General features: G+C 70.7%; 22 protein-coding genes. 10 read left to right on the forward strand and 12 right to left on the reverse strand.

Annotation, left to right across the window (positions count from 1 at the left end):
- Positions 1–77: 77 nt before the first annotated feature.
- Complete coding sequence (locus tag AC13HU_RS03265) at positions 78–215, reverse strand: hypothetical protein (RefSeq protein ID WP_483040177.1); 138 nt, start codon at positions 213–215, stop codon at positions 78–80.
- Positions 216–304: 89 nt separating this feature from the next.
- Between AC13HU_RS03265 and AC13HU_RS03270 the strand changes: the two genes are divergently transcribed.
- A complete protein-coding gene (locus AC13HU_RS03270) occupies positions 305–1,270 on the forward strand; it encodes a helix-turn-helix domain-containing protein (RefSeq protein ID WP_483040203.1) in 966 nt (321 codons plus the stop codon).
- Positions 1,271–1,398: 128 nt separating this feature from the next.
- On the opposite strand, the gene mctP is transcribed toward AC13HU_RS03270, so the two are convergent.
- The 3 genes from mctP to AC13HU_RS03285 form a co-directional block, all read right to left on the reverse strand.
- Positions 1,399–3,039: a monocarboxylate uptake permease MctP gene (mctP, locus tag AC13HU_RS03275; protein ID WP_483040178.1), complete on the reverse strand. Its 1,641-nt coding sequence runs from the start codon at positions 3,037–3,039 to the stop codon at positions 1,399–1,401.
- Positions 3,036–3,320 carry a DUF3311 domain-containing protein gene (locus AC13HU_RS03280; protein WP_483040179.1) on the reverse strand — a complete coding sequence of 95 codons (285 nt, stop codon included), beginning with the start codon at positions 3,318–3,320 and terminating at the stop codon, positions 3,036–3,038. The genes mctP and AC13HU_RS03280 overlap by 4 nt, the downstream gene beginning before the upstream one ends.
- A gap of 223 nt (positions 3,321–3,543) precedes the next feature.
- Entirely contained in the window at positions 3,544–4,314 is a 771-nt protein-coding gene (locus AC13HU_RS03285) for a GntR family transcriptional regulator (RefSeq protein WP_483040180.1), read from the reverse strand.
- 317 nt (positions 4,315–4,631) lie between these two features.
- Between AC13HU_RS03285 and AC13HU_RS03290 the strand changes: the two genes are divergently transcribed.
- The 4 genes from AC13HU_RS03290 (at position 4,632) to AC13HU_RS03305 (ending at position 9,402) form a co-directional block, all read left to right on the forward strand.
- Entirely contained in the window at positions 4,632–5,927 is a 1,296-nt protein-coding gene (locus tag AC13HU_RS03290; RefSeq protein ID WP_483040181.1) for an extracellular solute-binding protein, read from the forward strand.
- 96 nt (positions 5,928–6,023) lie between these two features.
- Positions 6,024–7,043, forward strand: a complete 1,020-nt coding sequence (locus AC13HU_RS03295) for a carbohydrate ABC transporter permease (RefSeq protein WP_483040182.1) — start codon at positions 6,024–6,026, stop codon at positions 7,041–7,043.
- Positions 7,040–7,867: a carbohydrate ABC transporter permease gene (locus AC13HU_RS03300; protein ID WP_483040183.1), complete on the forward strand. Its 828-nt coding sequence runs from the start codon at positions 7,040–7,042 to the stop codon at positions 7,865–7,867. Before AC13HU_RS03295 ends, AC13HU_RS03300 begins: the two co-directional genes overlap by 4 nt.
- Positions 7,864–9,402 (forward strand): glycoside hydrolase family 3 protein, encoded by a 1,539-nt coding sequence (locus AC13HU_RS03305; RefSeq protein ID WP_483040184.1) that lies wholly within the window; start codon positions 7,864–7,866, stop codon positions 9,400–9,402. Before AC13HU_RS03300 ends, AC13HU_RS03305 begins: the two co-directional genes overlap by 4 nt.
- A gap of 230 nt (positions 9,403–9,632) precedes the next feature.
- On the opposite strand, the gene nagB is transcribed toward AC13HU_RS03305, so the two are convergent.
- Positions 9,633–10,418 carry a glucosamine-6-phosphate deaminase gene (gene nagB / locus AC13HU_RS03310; protein ID WP_483040185.1) on the reverse strand — a complete coding sequence of 262 codons (786 nt, stop codon included), beginning with the start codon at positions 10,416–10,418 and terminating at the stop codon, positions 9,633–9,635.
- Positions 10,419–10,721: 303 nt separating this feature from the next.
- Here nagB and AC13HU_RS03315 point away from each other — a divergent pair, with 303 nt between their 5' ends.
- The 3 genes from AC13HU_RS03315 to AC13HU_RS03325 all read left to right on the forward strand — a co-directional run bounded on the left by AC13HU_RS03315 (position 10,722) and on the right by AC13HU_RS03325 (position 14,441).
- On the forward strand, positions 10,722–11,711 hold the full coding sequence (locus AC13HU_RS03315; protein ID WP_483040186.1) for an ATP-binding cassette domain-containing protein: 990 nt from the start codon (positions 10,722–10,724) through the stop codon (positions 11,709–11,711).
- Positions 11,708–12,607, forward strand: a complete 900-nt coding sequence (locus AC13HU_RS03320; protein WP_483040187.1) for an ABC transporter permease — start codon at positions 11,708–11,710, stop codon at positions 12,605–12,607. Before AC13HU_RS03315 ends, AC13HU_RS03320 begins: the two co-directional genes overlap by 4 nt.
- Before the next feature lie 382 nt (positions 12,608–12,989).
- On the forward strand, positions 12,990–14,441 hold the full coding sequence (locus AC13HU_RS03325; protein ID WP_483040204.1) for a sensor histidine kinase: 1,452 nt from the start codon (positions 12,990–12,992) through the stop codon (positions 14,439–14,441).
- A 179-nt stretch (positions 14,442–14,620) separates the two neighbouring features.
- Here the strand turns inward: AC13HU_RS03325 and AC13HU_RS03330 are convergent, their stop codons facing one another.
- Both AC13HU_RS03330 and AC13HU_RS03335 read right to left on the reverse strand, forming a co-directional pair.
- Complete coding sequence (locus AC13HU_RS03330; RefSeq protein WP_037913060.1) at positions 14,621–14,878, reverse strand: WhiB family transcriptional regulator; 258 nt, start codon at positions 14,876–14,878, stop codon at positions 14,621–14,623.
- 325 nt (positions 14,879–15,203) lie between these two features.
- The gene (locus AC13HU_RS03335) at positions 15,204–16,172 is read right to left on the reverse strand and encodes a diacylglycerol/lipid kinase family protein (protein ID WP_483040188.1); all 969 of its coding nucleotides are present in this window, start codon (positions 16,170–16,172) and stop codon (positions 15,204–15,206) included.
- Positions 16,173–16,220: 48 nt separating this feature from the next.
- Between AC13HU_RS03335 and AC13HU_RS03340 the strand changes: the two genes are divergently transcribed.
- Positions 16,221–16,682 (forward strand): hypothetical protein, encoded by a 462-nt coding sequence (locus tag AC13HU_RS03340; RefSeq protein ID WP_483040189.1) that lies wholly within the window; start codon positions 16,221–16,223, stop codon positions 16,680–16,682.
- Between the two features lie 256 nt (positions 16,683–16,938).
- Here AC13HU_RS03340 and AC13HU_RS03345 read toward each other — a convergent pair whose 3' ends face one another.
- The 4 genes from AC13HU_RS03345 to AC13HU_RS03360 all read right to left on the reverse strand — a co-directional run bounded on the left by AC13HU_RS03345 (position 16,939) and on the right by AC13HU_RS03360 (position 20,275).
- The gene (locus AC13HU_RS03345) at positions 16,939–17,919 is read right to left on the reverse strand and encodes an RNA polymerase sigma factor SigF (protein ID WP_483040190.1); all 981 of its coding nucleotides are present in this window, start codon (positions 17,917–17,919) and stop codon (positions 16,939–16,941) included.
- A 208-nt stretch (positions 17,920–18,127) separates the two neighbouring features.
- Entirely contained in the window at positions 18,128–18,541 is a 414-nt protein-coding gene (locus AC13HU_RS03350; protein WP_483040191.1) for an ATP-binding protein, read from the reverse strand.
- Between the two features lie 155 nt (positions 18,542–18,696).
- Positions 18,697–19,299, reverse strand: coding sequence for a GNAT family N-acetyltransferase (locus tag AC13HU_RS03355; protein ID WP_483040192.1), 603 nt, complete (start codon positions 19,297–19,299; stop codon positions 18,697–18,699).
- 52 nt (positions 19,300–19,351) lie between these two features.
- Positions 19,352–20,275, reverse strand: coding sequence for a 1-aminocyclopropane-1-carboxylate deaminase/D-cysteine desulfhydrase (locus AC13HU_RS03360; protein WP_483040193.1), 924 nt, complete (start codon positions 20,273–20,275; stop codon positions 19,352–19,354).
- A gap of 374 nt (positions 20,276–20,649) precedes the next feature.
- Here AC13HU_RS03360 and AC13HU_RS03365 point away from each other — a divergent pair, with 374 nt between their 5' ends.
- Positions 20,650–21,543: a MurR/RpiR family transcriptional regulator gene (locus tag AC13HU_RS03365; RefSeq protein WP_483040194.1), complete on the forward strand. Its 894-nt coding sequence runs from the start codon at positions 20,650–20,652 to the stop codon at positions 21,541–21,543.
- A 125-nt stretch (positions 21,544–21,668) separates the two neighbouring features.
- Here the strand turns inward: AC13HU_RS03365 and AC13HU_RS03370 are convergent, their stop codons facing one another.
- Positions 21,669–23,690 carry an N-acetylmuramoyl-L-alanine amidase gene (locus AC13HU_RS03370; RefSeq protein WP_483040195.1) on the reverse strand — a complete coding sequence of 674 codons (2,022 nt, stop codon included), beginning with the start codon at positions 23,688–23,690 and terminating at the stop codon, positions 21,669–21,671.
- Positions 23,691–23,777 lie beyond the last annotated feature (87 nt).

Below are 23,777 nucleotides of genomic sequence, written 5' to 3' on the forward strand. Positions count from 1 at the left end.
GGCGGGCCCCGGTCGGGCGGGCGTGGCCGGGCGTGTCCCAGGGGTGGCGCGGGCCCGGTTCGGGCCCTGCGGAGGTCTCAGAGTCGGGCGCGCTCGCGGTCGGCCTCCCGCAGTTCGCGGGTGATCTTGGCCTCGTGGCGCAGACCGAGGACGGGGACGAAGGTGAGGGTCAGCAGGAGGGCGAGGAGAGCGGCGATGTCGAGGAGTACGGTCATGGGTCAATCGTGCTCGCGCCGCTTACGGTCGAACAGTGGCAGGACTGCCGTACTACCGAAACATGCTGCCACGTGGCAGGCTGGGCGGCATGTTGCGCAACGTGGCGACGGTGGTCCTGGACGGGGTGCACCCCTTCGAACTCGGCGTGGTCTGCGAGGTCTTCGGGCTGGACCGCAGCGAAGACGGTTTGCCGGTCTACGACTTCGCGGTGGTCTCGGCGGAGAGCCCGCGGGTCGGGACGCACGCCGGGTTCGAGCTGGTGGTGGCGGAGGGCCTGGACCGGCTGGACGAGGCCGACCTGATCGCGGTGCCGGCCGGCGACTCGTACAACATCCGTACGTTCCCGCAGCCGATGCTCGACGCGCTGAACCGCGCGGTCGAGCGCGGCGCGACCGTACTCAGCGTGTGTTCGGGGGTGTTCGTGCTCGGCGCGGCCGGGCTGCTCGACGGGCGGCGGTGCGCGGCGCACTGGCGGCACGCGGAGCGGCTCGCGCGGCGCCACCCGAAGGCCGAGGTCGAGGCCGACATGCTCTACGTCGACGACGACGGCGTGGTCACCTCGGCCGGCACCGCGGCGGGGATCGACGCGTGCCTGCACCTCGTCCGCAAGGAGCAGGGCAGCACGGTCGCGAACGGCATCGCCCGGCGCATGGTGGTCCCCCCGCACCGCGAGGGCGGGCAGGCGCAGTTCGTGCACCGGCCGCTGCCCCGGGCGCAGAGCGACACCGTCACCGGGGTGCTCTCCTGGATGGAGCGGCACCTCGACCGCGAGGTGACCGTCGAGGAGCTGGCGCTGCGCGCCCACATGTCGCCCCGCACCTTCGCGAGGCGCTTCCAGCAGGAGACCGGGACCACGCCCTACCGCTGGCTGCTCGGGCAACGCGTCCTGCTCGCCCGGGAGTTGCTGGAGGGCACCGACGCCACGGTCGACTCCGTCGCGGTCCGTGCGGGGTTCGGCAACGCGGCCACCATGCGCCACCACTTCGTCCGCTGGACCGGAACCACCCCCCAGGCGTACCGCCGCACGTTCCGCTCGCCGAGCCCCTTGGCGTAGGACCGGCCGCCGGTGGCCTGCTGGTCGCGCGGTTCCCCTTGGAATGTGCGGCGCCTCCGCGAAAGGAGGGCCACATTTCTGGGGGAGGAACGGCGCGACCGGCCCACCAGCGGCGGAAGGTCCCGCGACTACGCGGACGGGGCAGGCTCGGGGGTCAGGGGCACCCCCGGCCCCCCGGGCTCGCCCGGTTCCGCCGAGTAGTCCGACAGGACCGTCTCATCGGTACCCGCCGGCGCCTTCACCGCACGCAACACCAGCGTGAGCGCCACCGCGACGACCACGTTGAGCACGAACGCGGTGAGCCCGATGTACCCGAGCTTGCCGATCCACGGAATCGTGTCGGAGTTCCCGCCGAAGTGCGGCTGGGTCGGGGTGGACTGGTGGTACGCCTTCCAGGTGCCGTAGGCCATGCCCGCGGCCCAGCCGGCCAGCAGCGCCCAGCGGTGGAACCACCGGGTGAACAGCCCGCCGACGATCGCGGGGACGGTTTGCAGGATCCAGATCCCGCCCAGCAGTTGGAAGTTGATCGCCACGGTCTTGTCCATCGACAGCACGAAGACGAGGGCGCCGACCTTCACCACCAGCGAGGCCAGCTTGGCGACGCGGGTCTCCTCCTCGGGCGAGGCGTTCGGGCGGATCAGGTCCTTGTAGATGTTGCGGGTGAAGAGGTTCGCGGCGGCGATGGACATGATCGCCGCGGGCACCAGCGCGCCGATCGCGATCGCGGCGAAGGCGACTCCGGCGAACCAGCTCGGGAAGACGTTCTCGAAGAGCTGGGGGATGGCGAGTTGGGCGTTGTAGCCCTTGACGTTCTTGCCGACGCCGTCGGCGACCGCCATGAAGCCGAGCATCGCCAGCAGTCCGAGCATCAGCGAGTACAGCGGCAGGATCGCGGTGTTGCGCTGGATGACGGTGCGGCTCTTGGCGGAGAGCACCGCGGTCACCGAGTGCGGGTAGAGGAACAGCGCCATCGCGGAGCCCAACGCGAGTGTGGCGTAGGCCCATTGCGCCTGTGGCGCGACCGTCAGCGAGCCGTGCGGCTTGTGGGTGGTGGGGTTCTTCACCGCGTACGCGGCGCCCGCCTTGTGGAAGATGTCGCCGAACCCGCCGAGCTTGTACGGGATGTAGATGATCGCCACCGCGATCACGATGTAGATCAGGGCATCCTTGACGAAGGCGATCAGCGCGGGCGCCCGCAGTCCGGAGGAGTAGGTGTAGGCGGCGAGCACGCCGAAGGCGATCAGCAGCGGCAGGTCCTTGACGAACCAGTTGGTCGAGTCGCTGCCGCCGACCCCGACCACGTCCAGCACCGCCTGGATGCCGACGAGTTGGAGCGCGATGTACGGCATGGTGGCCACGATGCCGGTGAGCGCGACGGCCACCGACAGGCTCTTGGAGCCGAACCGGCCGCGGATGAAGTCCGAGGAGGTCACGTAGCCGTGCTTGCGCGAGACCGACCACAGCCGGGGCAGGAAGAGGAAGACAAGCGGGTAGGCGATGATCGTGTAGGGCACGGCGAAGAAGCCCGACGCGCCGGCGCCGTAGATCGCGGCCGGTACGGCGATGAAGGTGTACGCGGTGTACAGGTCGCCGCCGAGCAGGAACCAGGTCACCCAGGTGCCGAAACTGCGGCCGCCCAGCCCCCATTCGTCCAGGTGCAGCGCGTTGTCCGCGCGGCGCCAGCGGGCGGCCATGAAGCCCAGCGCCGTGACGGCGACGAAGAAGAAGACGAGGATGCCGAGCGCGACCCCGTCGACGTGGTTCTTCACTTGGCCGCACCCCCCTTGCGGCTGCGCGCGTCCCGCCGGACCAGCACGTAGGCGGAGTAGGTGAGCACCGCCGAGGCCGGCACCCAGGCGAGCTGGTACCAGTAGAAGAACGGCATGCCGATGAAGGTCGGGGTCAGCCGTGAATAGGAGCTGACCCAGAGCGTGCTGACGAGCGGAATGAGCAGGCAGATTCCGGCGGCGACCCGCGCGGGCGTGACCGCCGGCCGTGGTCCGTCCGCCGGTCGGCGCGGCTGGGGTACTTGTGTCGGCGCAGTCGGCACAGTTGGTGCTCCCGTCCCCTAGAGCGATCAATGCGGTGCGCAGGAATCTAAGGGAGGGAAGTGACGGGCGTCACTACCTGTGCGGATATCAGCCTTACGAGCGAACGCCGAAATGGCCCGGCGGCCGGCCCCGTAGGGCTTGGTCCGCCGGGCCCGGTTCGCCAGGGCTCGGTTTGCTTCGGTCGGGCGGGGCCCGGTCGGGCGGGGCTCGGTTGAGCGGGGCTCAGTCCGTCGGGCGGTTGAGGCGCGCGACGAACTTGTACCGGTCGCCGCGGTAGACCGACCGCACCCACTCCACCGGTTCCCCCGTGGTGTCCACGGAGTGCCGGGAGAGCATCAGCATCGGCAGGCCGACGTCGGTGCTCAGCAGCCCGGCCTCGCGCGGGGTGGCCAGCGAGGTCTCGATGGTCTCCTCGGCCTTGGCCAGCCGCACGTCGTAGACCTCGGCGAGCGCGGTGTAGAGCGAGGTGTACTTCGCCAGGCTGCGGCGCAGCGCGGGGAAGCGCTTGGCGGACAGGTGGGTGGTCTCGATCGCCATCGGCTCGCTGTTGGCCAGCCGCAGCCGTTCGATCCGCAGCACCCGGCCGCCGGCCTTCATGTCCAGCAGTCCGGCCAGCCGGTCGTCGGCGGTGATGTAGCCGATGTCCAGCAGCTGCGAGGTGGGCTCCAGGCCCTGGGCGCGCATGTCCTCGGTGTAGGAGGTGAGTTGCAGCGCCTGGGAGACCTTCGGCTTCGCCACGAAGGTGCCCTTGCCCTGGATGCGCTCCAGCCGGCCCTCGACCACCAGCTCCTGGAGCGCCTGGCGCACGGTGGTGCGGGAGGTGTCGAACTCGGTGGCCAGGGTGCGTTCCGGTGGTACCGGGGTACCGGGCGGCATGGTCTGGGTGATGTCCAGGAGATGGCGCTTGAGCCGGTAGTACTTAGGCACACGGGCGGTGCGGCCCGCGGTGCCGTTCCCCGTGGGCTCCGCGCTGCTGCCCGTGTCACTGTCCATGCCGTGTACTCCCGACTGCCGTCGTACTGCCGTCACCGGCTCCTCCGTTGATCGCGGTCACATGGTGGCACGGGCTCCCCTGCCGGGGGGAGGCGGCGGGTGGCTGATGCCCTTCAGGTGTCGGTCCGATAACAGGTCCGACGGGTGTTCTTATACACCCTTGACACCCCTAAAGGTCTAGGCCAAGCTCCCGGGTACTGGTCTAAACCATTAACGACCAATCCCAGACCCACGAGCAGGACGCGGTCGCGACGCATGTGTGGCGGCCGACATTTCGGGCGGTGGGGGGAGTTTCGGGCATCCTTGAGGAGGGTGGCATGAGGCGCAAGCTCATCGCAGCGATCGGTGTCGCGGCAGTACTGACAGGTGTCGCGGCCTGTGGCGGCAGCAGCGACAAGTCCGACTCGGGCAAGGGAAGTTCTGCCGGACCGGCCGATTTCAAGGGCAAGACGCTCAACGTATGGTTGATGAGCGGCTCCAACCCGCCCGGGTGGACCAAGGACATCACCGCCGCGTTCGAGAAGCAGTACCCCGGTGCGAAGCTGAAGGTCACCGTCCAACCGTGGGACGGCATCCAGCAGAAGCTCACCACCGCGCTGTCGGAGAGCACCCCGCCGGACGTCATCGAGGTCGGCAACACCCAGACCCCGTACTACGCGGCGACCGGTGGCCTCAAGGATCTCACCAGCGTCAAGGCCGACATCGGCGGCAACGACTGGGTGCCGGCGCTCAACGGCTCCGCGGTCTACAACGGCAAGCAGTTCGCCGCCCCGTGGTACTTCGCCAGCCGGGTCGTCGTCTACAACAAGAAGATCTGGTCCGCGGCCGGCATCACCACGCCGCCGAAGACCCAGGACGAGCTCTTCAGCGACCTGGACAAGATCAAGGCCAAGGGCACCAAGGACGCCTTCTACCTGCCCGGACAGGACTGGTACGGCTTCGACGGCTTCCTGCTCGACGCCGGCGCCGACCTGGTCAAGAAGGACGGCGACAAGTACACCGGCAACCTGGACACCCCCCAGGCCGCCTCGGCGATCAACCTCTACAAGAAGCTGAACTCCTACGGCACCGCGCCCAAGGACAAGGACGAGGCCACCCCGCAGCAGTCCGACGTGTTCGCCAAGGGTGACGTCGGCGCGTTCCTCGGCCTGGGCTGGGAGGGATCCGGCGCCATCACCAAGAACGCGGCGCTGAAGGACCAGATCGGCTACTTCGCCTTCCCGGGCAAGACGGCGGCCAAGACCGCCAGCGTCTTCGTCGGCGGCTCCAACCTGGCGATCACCCAGGGCAGCAAGAACCCCGAACTGGCCCAGGACTTCCTGAAGATGGCGATGTCCGACCAGTTCGAGGGCGAGCTGGCCAAGGAGGGCGGCGTCGTCCCGAACAAGGCGAGCCTCAACTCCAACCTGACCGGCAACGAGTTCGGCACCGTCTCGGCGGCCGCCGCGGCCAACGGCGGTACCACCCCGCTGATCCCGGCGTGGGGCAGCGTCGAGAACGCGCCCAACCCGATCACCACCCTCTTCATGACCGGCGTGCTCCAGGGTCAGTCCCCGAGCGCGGCCGCCAAGAAGGCGGACACCGAGATCGACAAGCGGCTCAGCCAGCAGTAGTCACCCCGTCCGGATCCGGGCGCCCGCCATCCTGAGCGGCGGGCGCCCGGACCCGGCACAGCGCATTGCAGCGGACGGCACGAGGAAGAGGGCAGCATGGCCGCGCAGTACAAAGGGACGCAAGTACGGGCCCCCGACGAGGGAACGGCCGTACCCGGGCCCGCCGGTGCGCGCACCGCGGGACAGCCGCAGGCCGGCCCCCGCAAGGTGTGGTCCGTCGGTGGCGCGGTCGTCGGCCGCTCGGTGCCGTACCTGCTGATCCTGCCCGCGCTGGCGGCCACCGTGCTGCTGCTGGGCTACCCGCTGGTGCGGAACGTGATCATCTCGTTCCAGACCCTCAACGCCTTCCAGCTGATCCAGCACACCACCCAGTGGACCGGGTTCGGCAACTACAAGGCGCAGCTGACCAGCGCCGACTTCTGGCACACCACCGAGCGCTCGGTCTTCTTCACCCTGGCCGACGTCGTGCTGATCATGATCGGCGGCACCCTGGTCGGGCTGCTGCTGTACCGGCTCGGCAAGCGGATGCGGCTGTTGCTGTCGATCGGGATGGTGCTCGCCTGGGCGATGCCGATCGTGGCCGGCACCACCGTCTACCAGTGGCTCTTCGACACCCGCTACGGCGTGGTCAACTGGTACCTGGACAAGCTCGGTTGGCACTCGATGCACGGCTACAACTGGTTCGGCGGCCAGTTCTCCACCTTCTCGGTCATCACCCTGATGATCGTCTGGCAGTCGATCCCGTTCGTCGCGCTCAACCTCTACGCGGGCCTGACCACCATCTCCGGGGAGATCTTCGAGGCGGCCCGGATGGACGGCGCGAGCGCCTGGCGCACCTTCACCTCGGTGCTCTTCCCGATGCTCAAGCCGTTCTTCCTGAGCACCGCGTTCCTTGAGGTCATCTGGGTGTTCAAGGCGTTCACCCAGGTCTACGCGCTGAACGCCGGCGGCCCCGCGGGCCTGAGCGAGACGCTGCCGGTCTACGCCTACGTCGAGGGCGTCGGCAACCAGCACTACGGCACCGGCGCGGCGATCTCCGTGCTGACCATCCTCATCCTGCTGGTGCTGATGTCCTACTACTTCCGGATCATGCTGAAGCAGGAGGACGAGCTGTGAGGCGCTCCACGTTCGGACGGCTGTGGCCCAACGTCGTCGCGGTCATCCTCTTCGTCTTCTTCATCTTCCCCGTCTACTGGATGCTGACGACGGCCTTCAAGCCGGACCTCGACATCATCTCCACCACCCCGGTCTTCGTGCCCCTGCACGGCACCATGTCGCACTTCGACAAGGCCGTGCACGCGGCGGGCTTCTGGACGCTGGTGCGCAACAGCCTCACCGTGACCCTCGGTTCGGTGCTGCTCTCGCTGGTGATCGCGACGGCCGCCGCGTTCGCGGTGGCGCGGATGCGCTTCCGCGGCCGCAAGGCGTTCATCCTGATCGTGATGATGGCCCAGATGGCGCCGTGGGAGGTCATGACGATCTCCGTCTACCTGATCGTCCGCGACCAGGACATGCTCAACAGCCTGGTGCCGCTGACCTTCTTCTACATGATGATGGTGCTGCCGTTCTCCATCTGGACGCTGCGCGGGTTCATCGCCGCGGTGCCCAAGGAGTTGGAGGAGTCCGCCCTGATGGACGGCTGCACCAGGTTCCAGGCGTTCGTCCGGGTGGTGCTGCCGCTGCTGGCGCCGGGGCTGATGTCCACCTCGCTGTTCGGCTTCATCACGGCGTGGAACGAGTTCCCGCTGGTGCTCATCCTCAACAAGGAGAGCGGCCAGACCCTGCCGCTGTGGATCACCCAGTTCCAGACCAACTTCGGTGACGACTGGGGCGCTACCATGGCCGCGTCCAGCCTGTTCACCATCCCCGTGGTGATCGTCTTCCTGGTTCTCCAGCGCAGGGCCGTCGCCGGTATGACCGCCGGGGCGGTGAAGGGATGAGCGCCATCGCCCACACCGACGACCTCGACGGCACCACCGGGCCGCACGTGGACACCGTCACCGCGGACGCGCTGGCCGTCCTCCAGCCCGGCTTCGCCGGCACCACCGCGCCCGCGTGGGTGCTGCGGCTGCTCGGCGAAGGGCTCGGCTCGGTCGGCCTGTTCGCCCGCAACATCGAGTCGCCCGCGCAACTTGCCGCGCTCACCGCGCAGTTGCGGGAGGTACGCCCCGACGTGCTGGTCGCCGCCGACGAGGAGGGCGGCGACGTCACCCGGCTGGAGGCCCGCGGCGGTTCGTCGTTCCCCGGCAACCTGGCGCTCGGCGCGGTCGACGACCTGAAACTGACCCGCGCGGTCGCCGCCGAACTCGGCCGCCGACTTGCCGCCTGCGGCGTCAACTTCAACTGGGCGCCGTCCGCCGACGTCAACTCCGACCCGGACAACCCGGTGATCGGGGTGCGCTCCTTCGGCGCCGACCCCGAACTGGTGGCCCGCAACACCGCGGCCTACGTGGAGGGGTTGCAGTCCGCGGGCGTCGCCGCCAGCGTCAAGCACTTCCCCGGCCACGGCGACACCGCCGTCGACTCGCACCACGCGATGCCGCGGATCGACGTGGACCTCGACACCCTGCGCGCCCGCGAACTGGTGCCGTTCCGGGCCGCGCTCGCGGTCGGCGCCAAGGTCGTGATGAGCGCGCACATCCTGGTGCCCGCGCTCGACCCGGAGTTGCCCGGCACGCTCAGCCCGGCCGTCCTGAACGGCCTGCTGCGCGCGCCCTGCGAGGAGGGCGGCCTCGGCTACGACGGGCTGGTGGTCACCGACGGCATCGAGATGCAGGCGATAGCGGCCACGTACGGGATCGAGCGCGGCACCGTGATGGCGCTGGCCGCGGGCTGCGACGCGATCTGCGTGGGCGGCGGCCTGTGCGACGAGCAGACCGTGCTGGACCTGCGCGACGCGATCGTGGCGGCGGTGCGGGACGGCTCGCTGCCGGCCGAGCGGCTGGCCGACGCGGCCCGCCGGGTAAGGGAATTGGCCGCATGGGCGGTCGCACAGCGGTCGGGTGCGGTGGAGGGGAGCGCACCCGACTCCGACATCGGCCTGGAGGCGGCCCGCCGGGCGCTGCGGATCACCCGCGCCGAGGGCTTCACCCCGCTGGACGGCCCGCCCTACGTGGCGGCGTTCACCCCGATGGCGAACATCGCGGTCGGCGACGTGACCCCGTGGGGGGTGGCCGCGGAACTGGAGCGGCTGCTGCCCGGCACCCGCACCGGCACCTACCGCACCGGCGACGTCACCGAACTGCTCGCCGCGGCCGGTGGGCGCAGGGTGGTGGCCGTGGTCCGCGACGTGCCCCGGCACGCGTGGATGGCGAAGGCGCTGGCCGGGCTGCTGGCCGCCCGCCCGGACCCGATCGTGGTGGAGATGGGCGTGCCCCAGGCCCCGCCGGCCGGTTCGCTGCACATCGCCACGCACGGCGCCGCCCGGGTCTGCGGCGAGGCCGCGGCGGAGGCGATCGTCGGCCGCGAGGCGTAGCGACAGCGGGCGACGGATACGGCAGACACCGCGGGCTCCGGGAAGGAGCCCGCGGCGTCTCGTCGTCGGGTGCGGCGCGCGGGCGGGCCGCGGTGCGCCGAGCCGGCCACCAGGTGCCGCGGCGTGGCACCTGGTGCTACGGGAGCGGGCTACGCAGTGCTACGCAGTGCTACGCAGTGCTACGGCGTGCCACGTCGTGCCACGTCGTGCCGGGTTCGGGGAACCGCCGGTTACAGCCCCTGCCAGTCCGGCTTGGCGGCGTAGGTGGCGCGGAAGTACGGCGCCAGCTTCAGCTTGGACGCGGCGGCCTCGTCGACCACGACCGTCGCGTGCGGGTGGAGCTGGAGCGCCGAGGCGGGCACCACGGCGGCGACCGGGCCCTCCACGGTCTGCGCGACGGCCTCCGCCTTGCCCTCGCCGGTGGCCAGGAGCACCAGGTGCCGCGCCTCCAGGATGGTGCCTATGCCCTGGGTGATCACATGCTGCGGCACCTGCTCGATGTCACCGTCGAAGAAGCGGGCGTTGTCCACCCGGGTCTGCTCGGTGAGGGTCTTGATCCGGGTGCGGGAGGCGAGCGAGGAGCAGGGCTCGTTGAACCCGATGTGCCCGTCGGTGCCGATGCCGAGCAGCTGGAGGTCGACCCCGCCCGCGGCCGTGAGCGCCTCGTCGTATGCCGCGCAGGCGGCCCGCACGTCGGTGGCGGCACCGTCGGGACCCATGAACGACTTCGGCGACAGGCCGAGCGGATCGACCACCTCGCGCAGCACCACCGAGCGGTACGACTCCGGGTGGCCGGCCGGCAGGCCGACGTACTCGTCGAGCTGGCAGACCCGGGCGCTGGAGGCGTCCACGGCGCCGGACCGCACCTTGGCGGCGAGCGCCTGGTAGACCGGCAGCGGGGTGGAGCCGGTCGCCACGCCGAGCAGGGCGTCGGGCTTGCGGCGCAGCAGGGCGGCCATGGCCTCCGCGATGAGTTCGCCGCCCGTGGCGGCGTCCGGCACGATGACAACTTCCACGCTGGGCCTGCCGTTCTCAAGATGGTTACATGTGGTATAGACCAATCTACCAGATGAGGTCACTCTGGTGGCGGGTCGGGGGAGATCCGGTGGTCGATCCGTGCGCGTGGGGAAGGGCTCGGTCGCGGGGTGTCGCGCCGTCTCCCACCGGCCCGGTCGGCAGGTGCCGGGGTCCCGGCACCGTGTTTCCATGACGGCAGCCGTGCACGGCGTTGTCCTGGTGTCCTTCGGCGAGCACGCAGCAGACGGTTCGGTCGCCGCGCGGTCGCACGGGTCGAGCCGATCGGAGCCGCGAGGAGGGCCATGGCGATCGACGCAGCGGGCCGGACGGGCGCCGGCGCGGGTCGTCCGGCGGTCATTCGTACGGTCGGGCTCAGCAAGCGGTACCCCAAGGCGCCCGTCACCGCGGTGGACAGCCTCGACCTCGAAGTCCACGTCGGTGAGTTCTTCGGACTCCTCGGGCCCAACGGGGCCGGCAAGACCACCACCATCGGGATGCTCGCCACACGGGTGATCCCCACCGGCGGGACGGCGTACGTCGGAGGCGTCGACGTGGTCGCGCACCCGGCGCTGGCCAAGCAGGTCATCGCCGTCGTGACCCAGCAGAACACCCTGGACCGCTCCCTGACGGTGTGGGAGAACCTCTACTACCACGGGCTGCTGTTCGGCATCTCCGCGGCGCGGTCACGCCGGCTGGCCGACGAGTCCCTCGACCGTTTCAGCCTGTCTCGCTGGGCCTCCTCGCCGGTGGGCCACCTGTCCGGCGGCATGGCCCAGCGGCTGCTGGTGGCGCGGGCGATCCTGCACCGCCCCGCGGTGCTCTTCCTCGACGAGCCGACGGCCGGCCTCGACCCCCAGAGCCGGCTCGCGCTGTGGGACATCCTCGGCGACCTCATCGCCGACGGCCAGAGCATCGTGCTCACCACCCACAACATGGAGGAGGCGGATCAGCTCTGCGACCGGGTGGCGATCATCGACCACGGCAAGATCCTCGCCCTCGACACGCCCCATGCCCTCAAGCAGGGCCTCGGCGCCGACACCATCGTCACAGTGCTCGCCGACGGTGACCACGACGCGCTCGCCGCCCGCCTCGCCCGGGACATCGACGGCGCCGTCCGCACCCGTCTGGTCGAGGGCGGCGTCGAACTCCAGGTGCAGGGCGACGAACGGCTGCTGCCGCGGGTGGTGGCCAGCACCGAGCGGGGCGGCTTCGACCTGGTCGACCTGTCGATCGTCCGCAGTTCCCTGGAGACCGTGTTCATCAGCCTCACCGGGAAGGAATTGCGGGAGTGACCACGTCATCGGCGGGCTCCTCCGCCCCGCTGTCCTCGGCGGACCGTCCGGTTTCCGTAAGGCCGAGCCGTTCGGTGACCGCGGCCAGCCGCACCGCCCTCGGCGCGCTCGTCCGGCGCGACCTGCGGGTGCTGTGGAAGAACTTCGGGCAGTTCGTCGGCCGGACCCTGATGCAGCCGTTCCTCCTGGTGTTCGTGTTCCTCTACGTCTTCCCCACCATCGGGCAGGGCATCGGCGGAGCCAAGGGCGCGGCGGGCGAATCGGCGTTCGCCACCGTGCTGGTGCCCGGGGTGGTCGCCATCAGCATCATGTTCCAGGGCATCCAGTCGGTCGCGATCCAGATGTCACAGGAGTTCGGCTACACCCGGGAGATCGAGGACCGGGTACAGGCGCCCTGCCCGATCTGGCTGGTCGCCGTCGCGCGGGTGTTGTCCGGCGCGGTCCAGGCGCTGATCTCGGCGGTCATCGTGCTGCCCATCGCGGCGGTCGTGCACGCGCCGGGCGTGCACGCGCACCTGACCGTGCACTGGTGGATCGTGGTGACCCTGATCCCACTGGCCTGCGTCGCGATGACCTCGCTCGGCCTGATGCTGGGCACCACCTTCCAGCCGCAGAACATCGGGGTCATGTTCGGCTTCGTGGTGCTGCCGCTGGTCTTCCTGGGCGGCACCTACTACCAGTGGACGAAGCTGTCCCTCGTGCACATCGGTGGGTTCCACTGGCTGCAGATCCTGGTGCTGGTCAATCCGCTGATCTACATCACCGAGGGCATGCGGGCCGCCTTCACCCAGTCCACGCACATGCACCTGTACATCGTCTATCCGGTCCTGATCGGGGCGAGCGTCGCCTTCCTCGGCCTGGGCCTGCGGAACTTCCGTCACCGGGTGCTGTCCTGACCCCGCGCCCACGACGGCGCCGACGCGGCGAGCGCAGAACACTTCGGGCCGCGGTGCCGGGAGAGGACCCTCAGCCTCTCCAGCACCGCAGCCCGGAGCTGCCGTCGGCGCCGTGGTCGGACGGGTGTGCGGTGCCCTCCGACCCGATAGGGCCGACCAGTTGAGGCGTCCGGCGTAGTCAGGGCAGAGAACGCCTTGGCCTCGATCCGTCCTCCTGTGCGGGGAGGGCGGAGGTCTACTAATCAGTATTGTGGACTAGACCAGTCGATCTTGTCCATGGGTGTGCCACCGATTCGGTCCGTGAATTCCCGGTCGGGCGCGCCGTGAAACGCGCCGAACCTCACAGCTTTCGCAGGAAGGTACGCTCACAGGCGTGCCCTCCATGAACGACCTCGTCCGCGAGCACACCGGCCTCGACTCGTCCGATCTCGAATGGCTGCATCTGCTCGTCTCGGAGTGGCAGTTGCTCTCCGACCTGTCCTTCGCCGACCTCGTGCTGTGGGTTCCCACCCGGGACGGCACCCGGTACGTCTCGGTCGCCCAGATGCGCCCCAACACCGGCCCCACCTCGTACCAGGACGACATGGTCGGCCACCTGGTGCCGCGCGGCCGCCGTCCGCTGCTGGACGCGGCGCTGGACGAGGGGCGGATCGTCCGCGAGGGCGACCCGGAGTGGCGGGAGGAGGTGCCGGTGCGGGTGGAGTCCATCCCGGTCCGGCGCGACGGCCGGGTGCTGGGGGTGATCGCCCGCAACACCAACCTGCTGACCGTGCGCACCCCGAGCCGGCTGGAGCTGACCTATCTGCAGAGCGCCTCGGACCTGGCCCAGATGATCGCCGCGGGGTCCTTCCCGGTCCCGGCCGAGCAGGTGGACATGGACGCGTCGCCGCGGGCCGGCGACGGGCTGATCCGGCTGGATGCCGACGGCATCGTGCAGTACGCCAGCCCGAACGCGCTGTCCGCCTACCACCGGCTCGGCCTGGCCGCCGACCTGGTCGGCCACCACCTGGGCCGGGCCACCGCCGAACTCGCCCCGGACCGCGGTCCGGTGGAGGAGGCGCTGGTGAAGCTCGCCAGCGGCTGGGCGCCGCGGGAGTTCGAGGTCGAAGCGGGCGACGGGGTGATCCAGTTGCGCGCGATCCCGCTCAAGCCCAAGGGCGTGCACACCGGTTCGCTGGTGCTGCTGCGCGACGTCACCGAACTGCGCCGCCGCGAGCGGGAGCTGATCACCAAGGACGCCACCATCCGGGAGATCCACCACCGGGTGAAGAACAACCTCCAGACGGTCGCCGCGCTCCTCCGGCTCCAGGCCCGCCGGATGGACTCCGAGCGGGCCCGTGAGGCGCTGGACGAGGCGGTGCGGCGGGTCGGGTCGATCGCGATCGTGCACGAGACCCTGTCGCAGAACCTGGACGAGAAGGTGGAGTTCGACGAGATCGCCGACCGGGTGCTGGCGATGGTGGCGGAGATCTCACCCGGACGAGTGACGACCCGCCGCAGCGGCAAGTTCGGCATCCTCACCGCGGAGACCGCCACCCCGCTGTCCATGGTGTTGACCGAGCTCCTGCAGAACGCCCTCGAACACGGCTTCGGCCCGGGGGAGTCGGGCTCCGTGGAGGTCACCGCGACCCGCGGCCGCGACCGGATCACGGTCACCGTCCAGGACGACGGGCGCGGCCTGCCGCCCGACTTCGACGCCCAGCGGGCGGGCAACCTCGGCCTCCAGATCGTCCGCACCCTGGTGGTGGGCGAGTTGGGCGGCACCTTCGACATGCTCCCGACCCCGGCCGGCCCCGGCACCCGCGTCGTCCTCGAACTCCCGTTGGAATCCTGACAGTTGAGAGCCCCACAGGGGCCCATCGGGCCCCTGTGGTACGGCGGGCCGGCCGGCGGAAAAGCAAGAAGCCCCGTACCCATCCGGTACGGGGCTTCTCACGATGCTGCGTGCTGCGCGTATTGGCAGGTACTGCGCGCTGCGGCTCGGGGGTAAGGCTTTTAGGTCGTCTGGTTCTCTCAGGCGCTGGCGTTACGGGCCCGGTTGCGGGCGGCGCGGCGCTTCATCGCACGACGCTCATCCTCGCTGAGGCCACCCCAGACACCGGCGTCCTGACCGCTCTCCAGCGCCCACTGAAGGCACTGGTCCATGACGGGGCAGCGGCGGCAGACGGCCTTGGCTTCCTCGATCTGCAGCAGCGCAGGACCGGTGTTGCCGATGGGGAAGAAGAGCTCGGGGTCTTCCTCGCGGCAAACGGCGCGGTGACGCCAGTCCATGGCTGCTCCAACTCCTTGTGTGACAAACAGGTTGCTTGTGAATGTGAACGCTTTCACGAATCTCCCCACAGGGAACGGGACGCCACCCAGCCTTCGCTGGCTGGTGCGGTCCCGCTTGGTGTGAGGTAGGAGATTCGGGCTCTCATGGGGGCCGTTTGTCCGGCCGTCCCGATCGCCAGTAAGAGACTCGCAAACCTCGGCTGGAGATACAACCCCTTCAGGAAAGTTTTTTTGGATTCCTCGGTGTCGCCTCGGTCACAGCCGTACTTCCATGGGGTGCGGGGCAGCCTAAACGTTCGAGTAAAAGGACTTTAGGCTCTTCGACTTACACAATCACACGCAGTGCACGGCGTACGCCTGTGAAGGTTGCGTTCGTACGCAGTCCCAGGTGGTCACCGTCCACCTGGAAGGGCAGCGGCGCCTGCGAATGCAAGGTGAAGTCCGTCAGATCGTGCAGCGTCACCGCGTACTTGCCCCGGGGGCCGCGCTCCGGGGTGGAACGGAGCAATTGCGCCGCGTAGCGGGCACCCGCCACCGTGGACATCTTGGTGACGCCCAGCACGTCGAGCGCGGTGTCGAAGGACGCCTCGGGGGAGGCGTACACCGGTTTGTTGCCGAGATACGTCCACGGGGCGGTGTTGCAGACTATGGCGGTGGACAGCCCCGCGACCTGCTCCTCGCCCGGCTGATCCAACGTGATCGTGCCGTGCCGGCGGTGCGGGTCGGCCATGAACTGGCGGGCCACCTGCCGCAGGTACAGCGCGTGCGTGGACCGCTTGCCCAACTCCCGCTGCTGCTCGACCCGTCCGACCACGCCCGCGTCGAAGCCCAGGCCCGCGCAGAAGGTGAACCAGCGCGGCGGCACGCCCTCGTCCTCGCTGCCCCTGGCGCCGCTCACCAGGCCCAGGCCCACGGTCCGGGAGGAGCCCGCGCGCAGCGCGTCCAGCAGGGCGCCGGTGGCCTCCACCGCGTCGTTGGGCAGGCCCAGGGCGCGGGCGAAGACGTTGGTCGAGCCGCCGGGGACCACCGCGAGCTGCGGCAGGCTCTCCGGGTCGGGGCCGTGGTGCAGCAGGCCGTTGACCACCTCGTTCACGGTGCCGTCGCCGCCGAGGGCCACCACGAGCTCGACCTCGCCCTCCTCCGCGGCCCTCCGGCCCAGGTCCCGTGCGTGCCCGCGGTACTCGGTGGTGGCCACCTCCAGCTTCAGATCGCTGGAGAGGGCGGTACCGATCACGTCGCGGACCCGCGCGCTTGTGGTGGTGGCGGCGGGGTTGACCACGAGAAGAGCACGCATGCTCGACAGCGTACCTACGGATTTTCACGCCGGGCTACGCTGGCACGTGTGAGCCAGAAGACGACGAAGCGCAAGGAGCCCGGCGCGGGCGGGGGAGACGGCGGGGCCGCCGGCCCCGCCGTCGAGGTGCCGCCGACCGGGCCGCCGCCCCTACGGCTGACCGCCGCGGCCACGGTGGCGGGGCTGGAAGGGCTCGCCATCGCCGCGTGGGGCGTGACGATGTTCTTCGGCGGCAGCAGTGATGTGCTGCCCGGGTTCCTCGTGCTCGCCCTCGCCGCGCTTCCGCTGCTCGCGGCGTACGGGCTGCGCCGGGCCCGGCGGTGGAGCCGTGGGCCCGCGCTCATCATTCAGCTCGTCGCCCTGCCGATCGCCTGGAACATGGTGCGCAGCGACGGCGCCGGCCTTGTCGCCACCGGCGCGGTTCTCGGCGTCCTCGCGCTCACCGGTCTCGTCCTCCTGGTCCACCCGGCCACCACGGATGCCCTCGGCATCAACAGGACCGTCGCCTAGCCCGCCCCCGTGAGTGCCCGGACCTTACGGCCCGTGGGTGGCTTGTCGCGCAGTTCCCCCCCCAGGCGAAGCTCTGGGGGAGGAACTGCGCGCTCAGCAGGCCACCGACCGGCAGCCGGGTACTGGCCGTGACGGAGACGGCGAATCCCCAGGGGCGCGGGGAACTGCGCGACAAGCCCACCACCGGCAGATGGTCCCTGCGCCGACAGGACGGGGCACCCCGGGGGTCGGCTCGGCCAGCCCGGCAAGGGCAGAGCTACTCGTCGATGAGGAGTTTGTCGCGCAGCTGCGCGAGGGTGCGGGCGAGGAGGCGGCTGACGTGCATCTGGGAGATGCCGACCTCCTGGGCGATCTGCGACTGCGTCATGTTGCCGAAGAACCGCAGCAGCAGGATCGTCTTTTCACGCGGCGGGAGTTGCTCGAGGAGCGGCTTGAGGGACTCGCGGTACTCGACCCCCTCCAGGGCCTCGTCCTCGGAGCCGAGCGTGTCGGCGACGGCCGGCGACTCGTCGTCGGTGTCGGGCACGTCGAGCGAGAGCGTGCTGTACGCGTTCGCGGACTCCAGCCCCTCCAGGACCTCCTCCTCGGAGATCTTGAGGTGCTCGGCGAGTTCGTGCACGGTGGGCGCGCGGCCATGCCGCTGGGACAGCTCGCCGGTGGCGCTGGTGAGCGCGAGCCGCAGTTCCTGGAGCCGGCGCGGGACGCGGACCGCCCAACCCTTGTCCCGGAAGTGCCGCTTGATCTCGCCGACGACGGTGGGCGTGGCATACGTGGAGAACTCCACGCCGCGGTCGACGTCGAACCGGTCGACGGACTTGATCAGCCCGATCGTGGCGACCTGGGTGAGGTCGTCCAGCGGCTCCCCGCGGTTGCGGAAGCGGCGGGCGAGGTGCTCGACCAGTGGCAGGTGCATCCGCACCAGCTGGTTGCGCAACTCGGCCCGCTCCGGCGAGCCCTCGGGCAGCTTGCCCAGCTCGACGAAGAGCGCGCGGGCACCCGAGCGGTCGTGCGGGTCGTGCTGCGCGGCGGATTCGCCTGCGGCGGGCTCCTGTTCGGGCCGCTCGGACGGTCCGGCCTGTCCCAGCTGCTCGGCCTGTCCCGGCTGGTCCGGTTGTCCCGGTTGCTCGGGCCGCGCCGGCTGGGTGGGCTGCTCCGCCGATGCCGCGTGCTCGTGCTGATCCATCCGGTCCGCCTGCTCCGCCTGCTCCGACGCGTCCATCACTTCCCTACGGTCCATCCGGCCATGGGGCAGGCCGGGGTCGGGTTCCGCCGCCCCGGAATCGGGGTGCGGTCTTGCCGACGGCCGTGGGGGCCCACCCGGCCCTGCGCCCACCGGGTCCGGCTGTTGGGCCGGTACGGAGGCACGGCCGCGCGCCGCGGGCACGTCGTGCTCCGCGGGTGGGCCGGGGGTGTCTGCTGGGCTCACGACGGCCGCCTCACATGCCTCACGACAGCCCGGGTACGGCGCCGCGCTTCTTGTGCAGACTGATGCTGACCGTCTGGTCCTCCGCGACGGTGGAGTCCACCTCGCCGGCCAGTGCGGAGAGCACCGTCCAGGCGAAGGTGTCGCGTTCCGGGGCGCGCCCGTCGGTGGTCGGCGCCGACACGGTGACCCACAACGAGTCCCCGACCAGCCGGAACACGCAGCTCAGCACCGAGCCGGGGACGGCCTGTTGCAAGAGGATCGCGCACGCCTCGTCGACGGCGATCCGCAGATCCTCGATCTCGTCGAGGGTGAAGTCCAGCCGGGCCGCGAGTCCGGCCGTGGCCGTCCGCAGTACCGACAGATACGCTCCCGCCGCGGGCAGCCGGACCTCGACGAAGTCCTTCGACCCGGGCTCGCCTGCGATCTGGGACACCCACACCTCCAAGGTGGCACACAGTGATTGCTCTGGTTCGCAGCGACGCTACCGCGATCCGTGCCCGGCTGTCGCCCGGACGGCGCACGGCCCCTCCCCATTCTGTCACCGATCGTAAGCGTACGGGTACAGAACGTGGAGTGCGCGCTGCCGGCTCAATGCGCATGAGCCGGCGTCTGGTTGGACGATGGGATGGTCTCACCGGTTGCAGCGATCTCTGATCCGGCGATCTCTGTTCCTGTGATGTTCGATCCGGCCCGGGCCGCCAGCGCGTGCAGTGCGGGACCCGACAGCCGATGCACCGTCCACTCGTCCTGCGGCAGCGCGCCGATCGACCGGTAGACGCCGAGCGCCTGTTCGTTCCAGTCGAGCACCGTCCACTCGAAGCGCTCGTACTCGCGCTCGACGCAGATCGCCGCGAGCGCGGCCAGCAGCGCCCTTCCGTGGCCGCTGCCGCGCATCTCGGGGCGGACGTACAGGTCCTCCAGGTACAGGCCCGGCTTCCCGGTCCAGGTGGAGAAGTTTCGGAACCACAGCGCGAATCCGGCCGGCCCGCCATCACCGCCGTCGCCGTCGCCGTCGCCGTCGGGCTCGGACTCGGCGATGAGCGCGGACGCCACCGCGTCGGGGCCGAACAGGGCCTCACGCAACTGCGCCACGGTCGCCCGTGCCTCCTGCGGTGCCCGCTCGTACTCGGCCAGTTCGCGGATCATCGCCTGGATGGCGGGGACGTCTTCGGGGGTCGCGGCGCGGATCATGCCACCAGGTTACGGCCGTACGGTGTGAGCGTCGTAAAGGCATCCGGTCGGCTCATCCGGTGATCACGGCGGCGACCCGGGTGCCGGGCGGGAAGGCGCCCTCCTCGGCGAGGCAGAAGATCGCGTGCAGCGTCTTGGCGACGTAGACGCGTTCCACGTCCTTGCCGTCCAGGGCGGTGCGGTGCCGGGCCGCGAAGTCGGCGGTGAAGGCGTCCAGCGACGGGGTGGTGCGGGCGAAGCCGCCGCAGTGGAAGCGGTCCTCCACCTGCCAGTCGCCGCGCCGCCCGCCGAAGGCGTCCTGCTGTAGCCGCAGCACCTCTTCGGCGAGGAAGCCGCCGCGCAGCACGGCGACGCCGATCGCGCGGGCCTGCGGCGGCAGCCCGGCCGCCAGCCCGGCGAGGGTGCCGCCGGTGCCGCAGGCGACCACCACCACGTCGGCGGCCGTGCCGATCTCCCGGCCCAGCTGCGTACAGCCTTGTACCGCAGGGGTGTTGGAGCCGCCCTCGGGGAGCACGTGGGCGGGGCCGTACCGCTCCAGCAGCGGCGCCAGGACGTCGGGTTCGGTCTTGCGGCGGTAGGCGGCGCGGTCGAGGAAGTGCAGCCGCATGCCGTCGGCGGCGGCGCCGGCGAGCGAGTCGTTGAGCGGGCGGCCGGCCAGTTCGTCGCCGCGCACCACGCCGACGGTGCGCAGGCCGAGCAGCCGGCCCGCGGCGGCGGTGGCCCGCAGGTGGTTGGAGTAGGCGCCGCCGAAGGTCAGCAGGGTGTCGTGGCCGGCCTCGACGGCGGCGGCCAGATTCGGGCCCAGCTTGCGGAACTTGTTGCCCGGCAGCAGCGGGTGGGCCAGGTCGTCCCGCTTGAGCAGCAGGCGCACTCCGTGCCGGGCCAGCCGCTCGTCGGGCACCTCCACCAAGGGAGTCGGCAGTTCGGCGCGAAGCCCTGCGGGGTGCCCTGCGGGCGGCGGTACGGGTACGGTCACCCCGCCATTCTCCCGGGTGCCCCTGACCCTCCGGGGCGCCCCGGTCTGTCGGCCCCGGGACCACCTGTTGGTGGGTGGCTTGTCGCGCCGGTCCCCGCGCCCCTGGGTTGGTGACCCTCCTTTCGCGGAAGGACCCGCACAAACCAGGACTAGGGGGTGCGGAGAACGGCGCGACAAGCCACCGCGGACCGCAAGGTCCCGTACGGCGGGGACGGGGCACCCCGGAGGGTCGGGCGGGAGTGTCACCCGCACGGGTGACACCGATGGTGGCCCACGGCCGACCGGACCGCGTGGACTTTTCTTGGCACACCTGCTCCCACGAGCGGGATTCACGGTGCATTCTTACTCCCGTGCCCGAAAAGGACCCGAGGCCCGTGTGGTCCGCAGCGGAGGGAGCCACTGCGGCCAGTGACGCGGGAGACGCGCTCACCGCGACCGTGCGCGGACTGCTGCCCTCGCTCACCCCGGCGGCCGCCCGGATCGCCACGCTCATCGTGCGCGATCCCGCCCAGGTCGCCCGCAGCACCATCTCGGAGTTGAGCGCGCTCGCCGGCACCAGCGAGTCCTCGATCGTGCGCACCGCCCGCGCGCTCGGCTTCGCCGGCTACCCCGAACTGCGGCTCGCGCTGGCCGCGGCAGCGGCCCGGCAGAGCCCGCGCTCGACGCTCTCGGCGGGCATCACCCCGGACGACTCGGCCGGTGAGGTGATCGCCAAGCTGGTGCACACCGAGTCCCAGGCGGTGCTGGAGACCGCCACCCAACTCGATCCCGAGCAGTTGACCGGCGCGGTCAAGGCGGTGTGCGAGGGCGGGCAGTTGCACATCGCCGGGGTCGGCGCCTCCGGCCTCGTCGCCCAGGACCTGCAGCAGAAGCTGGCCAGGGTCGGCCGGCCCTGCCACGCGCACGGCGACTCGCAGTCCGCGCTCACCAGTGCGGTGCTGCTCGGTGAGGGCGACGTGTTCCTGGCCGTCTCGCACTCCGGCGAGAGCCGCGACGTGCTCGAACCGCTGCGCCGCGCCGCCGCGTTGGGCGCCACCACCGTGGTGATCACCAACCACCCGATGTCCTCGGCCGCCCGGCTCGCCGACTTCGTCCTGGTGTCGGCGGGCCGGGAAACCACCTTCCGGCCGGGCGCGATGGCCAGCCGGATCAGCCAACTCGTGGTGGTGGACTGCCTGTTCGTGTGCGTGGCGCAGCGCACCTTCGATCTGTCCAGCCACGCGCTGCGGATCACCCACCAGGCGCTGGAGAGCGACCGGGCGCGCTGACACTTCCGCGCACCCGGCCGCTCCCGGTGTCCCGGTGTTCCGGTGCTGACGTTCCGGCTGTCGGCGTCGTCGCCGCTCCGCCGTGGCCCGCCGTCAGTTCACCTGGTTCATCTGCGGTCCGGCCGTCACTTCGCCGGCACCACGTCCACGTCGTCCGCGCTCACGAACGCCATCCGGTGGTTGTAGACGATCTCGTACACCTTCGTCGTGCCGATGAAGTCGGTCCGGTCGTGCGGCGCGGAACCGTCGTAGTAGATCGCGTAGTACGAGTCGGTGTTCACCGCGGGACCCGAGGCGACGTACGACTGGTCGGCCGCGATCGAGTACTTCTTCGCGGGGCTCTGCGGGCGCGGCGCGGTGCCGCCCTCGAAGGCCACGAAGTCCGGCGGGTAGACCGACGCCTCCGGGTACGCCGTGGTGTACACCGGGATCGTGGTCCGCCCGGCCTTGGGCACGATCCGCTCGGCCTTCACCGGCACGGTGGTCGGGTGTTCGGCGGAGTCCTGGAGCCATGCCTCCTGCCCGCCGTACCAGATGGCGGTCCAGCCGGGGCGGCGGTCGGCGACGACGTACTGCTCACCGGCGGGGGCCTTGTCGCCCCAGTCGTTCATCGCGTCGGTGCCCGCGCCGGTCGGGTGCAGGTACGGGTCGGCGAGCAGTGGCGCGCTCGTGCTCGGCGCGGTGTACAGCGGCACGAAGCTGGCCGGCGCGTCGCCGGCGGTCACCGGGCAGTCGAAGCTGCGGTACGGGCCGGGGAACTGCTTGTAGCCCTGCACGTCGTCGCAGTACGTGGTGGTCTGCTTGTTGTTCTGGTAGCCGGGCTTGATCGCGACGATGTCGCTGCCCTTCTTCGCGGTGGCGTGGATCGGCGCGCCGAGCAGGTCGAAGAAGTGCTCCCAGTCCCAGCCCGGTCCCGGGTCCCAGTGCTGGGTGGCGATGCCGGTCTCGGTGCCGCCGGGGATGTTGTCGTGGCCGAGGATGTGCGCGCGGTCCAGCGGGATGTCGTACTTCGCCGCGAGGTACTTCACCAGGTTGGCCGTCGAGCGGTAGAGGTCCTCGCTGAACCAGGCGGCGCCGTGGGTGGCCCACGCCTCCTGCTCGATGCCGATCGAGTGCTGGTAGAAGGAGCGGTTCGCGCTGTCCCAGGCGATGTCCTTGTCGGGCGTCATCTGGGTGACCAGGCCGTTGGAGGAGCGCACCACGTAGTTCGCGCCGGCCGCGTAGGTCGGGTCGCGGAACAGGTCGAGGGTGCCGTCGTAGGTCTCGTCGGTGGTGTGCAGCGTGATGTAGCGGATGTCCAGGCCGCCGCCCGGGCGGTCGGCGACGTCGTGGCTGCCGTAGTCCCCGAGGTCGGTCGGGTCCAGCAGGGTGTAGGCGCCCGGGATGTAGTTGCACTTCACGGACTTGGGGCACTCGGGCTTCTGGTCGCTCACCGGCGGGGTGACGTCCTTCAGGCCCAGCTTGCGCACGTCGTCGCGGTTCGGGTGCAGCCCGCGCACCGGGGCCAGCGTGACCTGTTGGCCGTCCTCGGTGGTCCGGGTCTCGCCGGTGCGCATGGCGCTCCACACGCCGTCGGCGAACGCCTGCGCGACCTTGTCCTCGGTGGACTGGCCGTAGCGCGCCGCAGCGGCGTACCAGCCGTCGACGGTCCGCGGCAGCTTGCCGTGCCCGTAGCTCCTGGCGTACGAGGCGAGCAGCGCGGCGCCGCCGCGGATGTTCTGCGTCTCGTCGCCCTGCACGGTCGCGGTGTCGGTGCCCAGCAGCGCTGCCGCCGCGGCCGCGGTGTGCTCGGCGGGCGCCTTGAGCAGGTCGGCGTAGCGCGGGGACTGGGTGGTCAGGCCGTCGGCGTCGAGTTCCTCGGTGGTGAGGTCGGTGAGGTTCATCGGGCCGTAGCCCGCCTCGGCGTTCTCCTGCCCGGCGTGGTCCTCCCACCGGGTCTCGTAGAACGACACCGCTTCGAGCACCGGCGCCGGGACGCCGAACTCGGCGGCGGCCGCGGTGAATTCGGCCTGCCGGGTGGACTGCGGGTCGGCGGCGCGCGCGGTGGTCGTGGTGACCGCGGTCACCGACAGGCCGGCCAGCAGCGACAGTGCCGCGACCAGCGTGGCCGCTCTGCGCCTGCGGGGGAGGGTGAGGGGGTGGTGCATCCAGGCTCCTCGCGTTCCGGATGGGTGTGCGTGGAGATACGTGCTGGGCCGCAGCCTGGCGAGGTCGGCTGGCAGTAAGCAACCTCC

Source organism: Streptomyces sp. NH27, assembly GCF_056859195.1.

What these genes read in the sequence shown, in the direction of transcription:
- AC13HU_RS03370 (WP_483040195.1), bottom strand. Translation starts at nt 23,690, where the DNA reads ATGCACCACCCCCTCACCCTCCCCCGCAGGCGCAGAGCGGCCACGCTG.
- AC13HU_RS03295 (WP_483040182.1), top strand. Translation starts at nt 6,024, where the DNA reads ATGGCCGCGCAGTACAAAGGGACGCAAGTACGGGCCCCCGACGAGGGA.
- AC13HU_RS03290 (WP_483040181.1), top strand. Translation starts at nt 4,632, where the DNA reads ATGAGGCGCAAGCTCATCGCAGCGATCGGTGTCGCGGCAGTACTGACA.
- AC13HU_RS03330 (WP_037913060.1), bottom strand. Translation starts at nt 14,878, where the DNA reads ATGGACTGGCGTCACCGCGCCGTTTGCCGCGAGGAAGACCCCGAGCTC.
- AC13HU_RS03335 (WP_483040188.1), bottom strand. Translation starts at nt 16,172, where the DNA reads ATGCGTGCTCTTCTCGTGGTCAACCCCGCCGCCACCACCACAAGCGCG.
- AC13HU_RS03315 (WP_483040186.1), top strand. Translation starts at nt 10,722, where the DNA reads ATGGCGATCGACGCAGCGGGCCGGACGGGCGCCGGCGCGGGTCGTCCG.
- AC13HU_RS03325 (WP_483040204.1), top strand. Translation starts at nt 12,990, where the DNA reads ATGAACGACCTCGTCCGCGAGCACACCGGCCTCGACTCGTCCGATCTC.
- AC13HU_RS03355 (WP_483040192.1), bottom strand. Translation starts at nt 19,299, where the DNA reads ATGATCCGCGCCGCGACCCCCGAAGACGTCCCCGCCATCCAGGCGATG.
- AC13HU_RS03345 (WP_483040190.1), bottom strand. Translation starts at nt 17,919, where the DNA reads ATGGACCGTAGGGAAGTGATGGACGCGTCGGAGCAGGCGGAGCAGGCG.
- AC13HU_RS03285 (WP_483040180.1), bottom strand. Translation starts at nt 4,314, where the DNA reads ATGGACAGTGACACGGGCAGCAGCGCGGAGCCCACGGGGAACGGCACC.
- AC13HU_RS03305 (WP_483040184.1), top strand. Translation starts at nt 7,864, where the DNA reads ATGAGCGCCATCGCCCACACCGACGACCTCGACGGCACCACCGGGCCG.
- AC13HU_RS03265 (WP_483040177.1), bottom strand. Translation starts at nt 215, where the DNA reads ATGACCGTACTCCTCGACATCGCCGCTCTCCTCGCCCTCCTGCTGACC.
- AC13HU_RS03270 (WP_483040203.1), top strand. Translation starts at nt 305, where the DNA reads ATGTTGCGCAACGTGGCGACGGTGGTCCTGGACGGGGTGCACCCCTTC.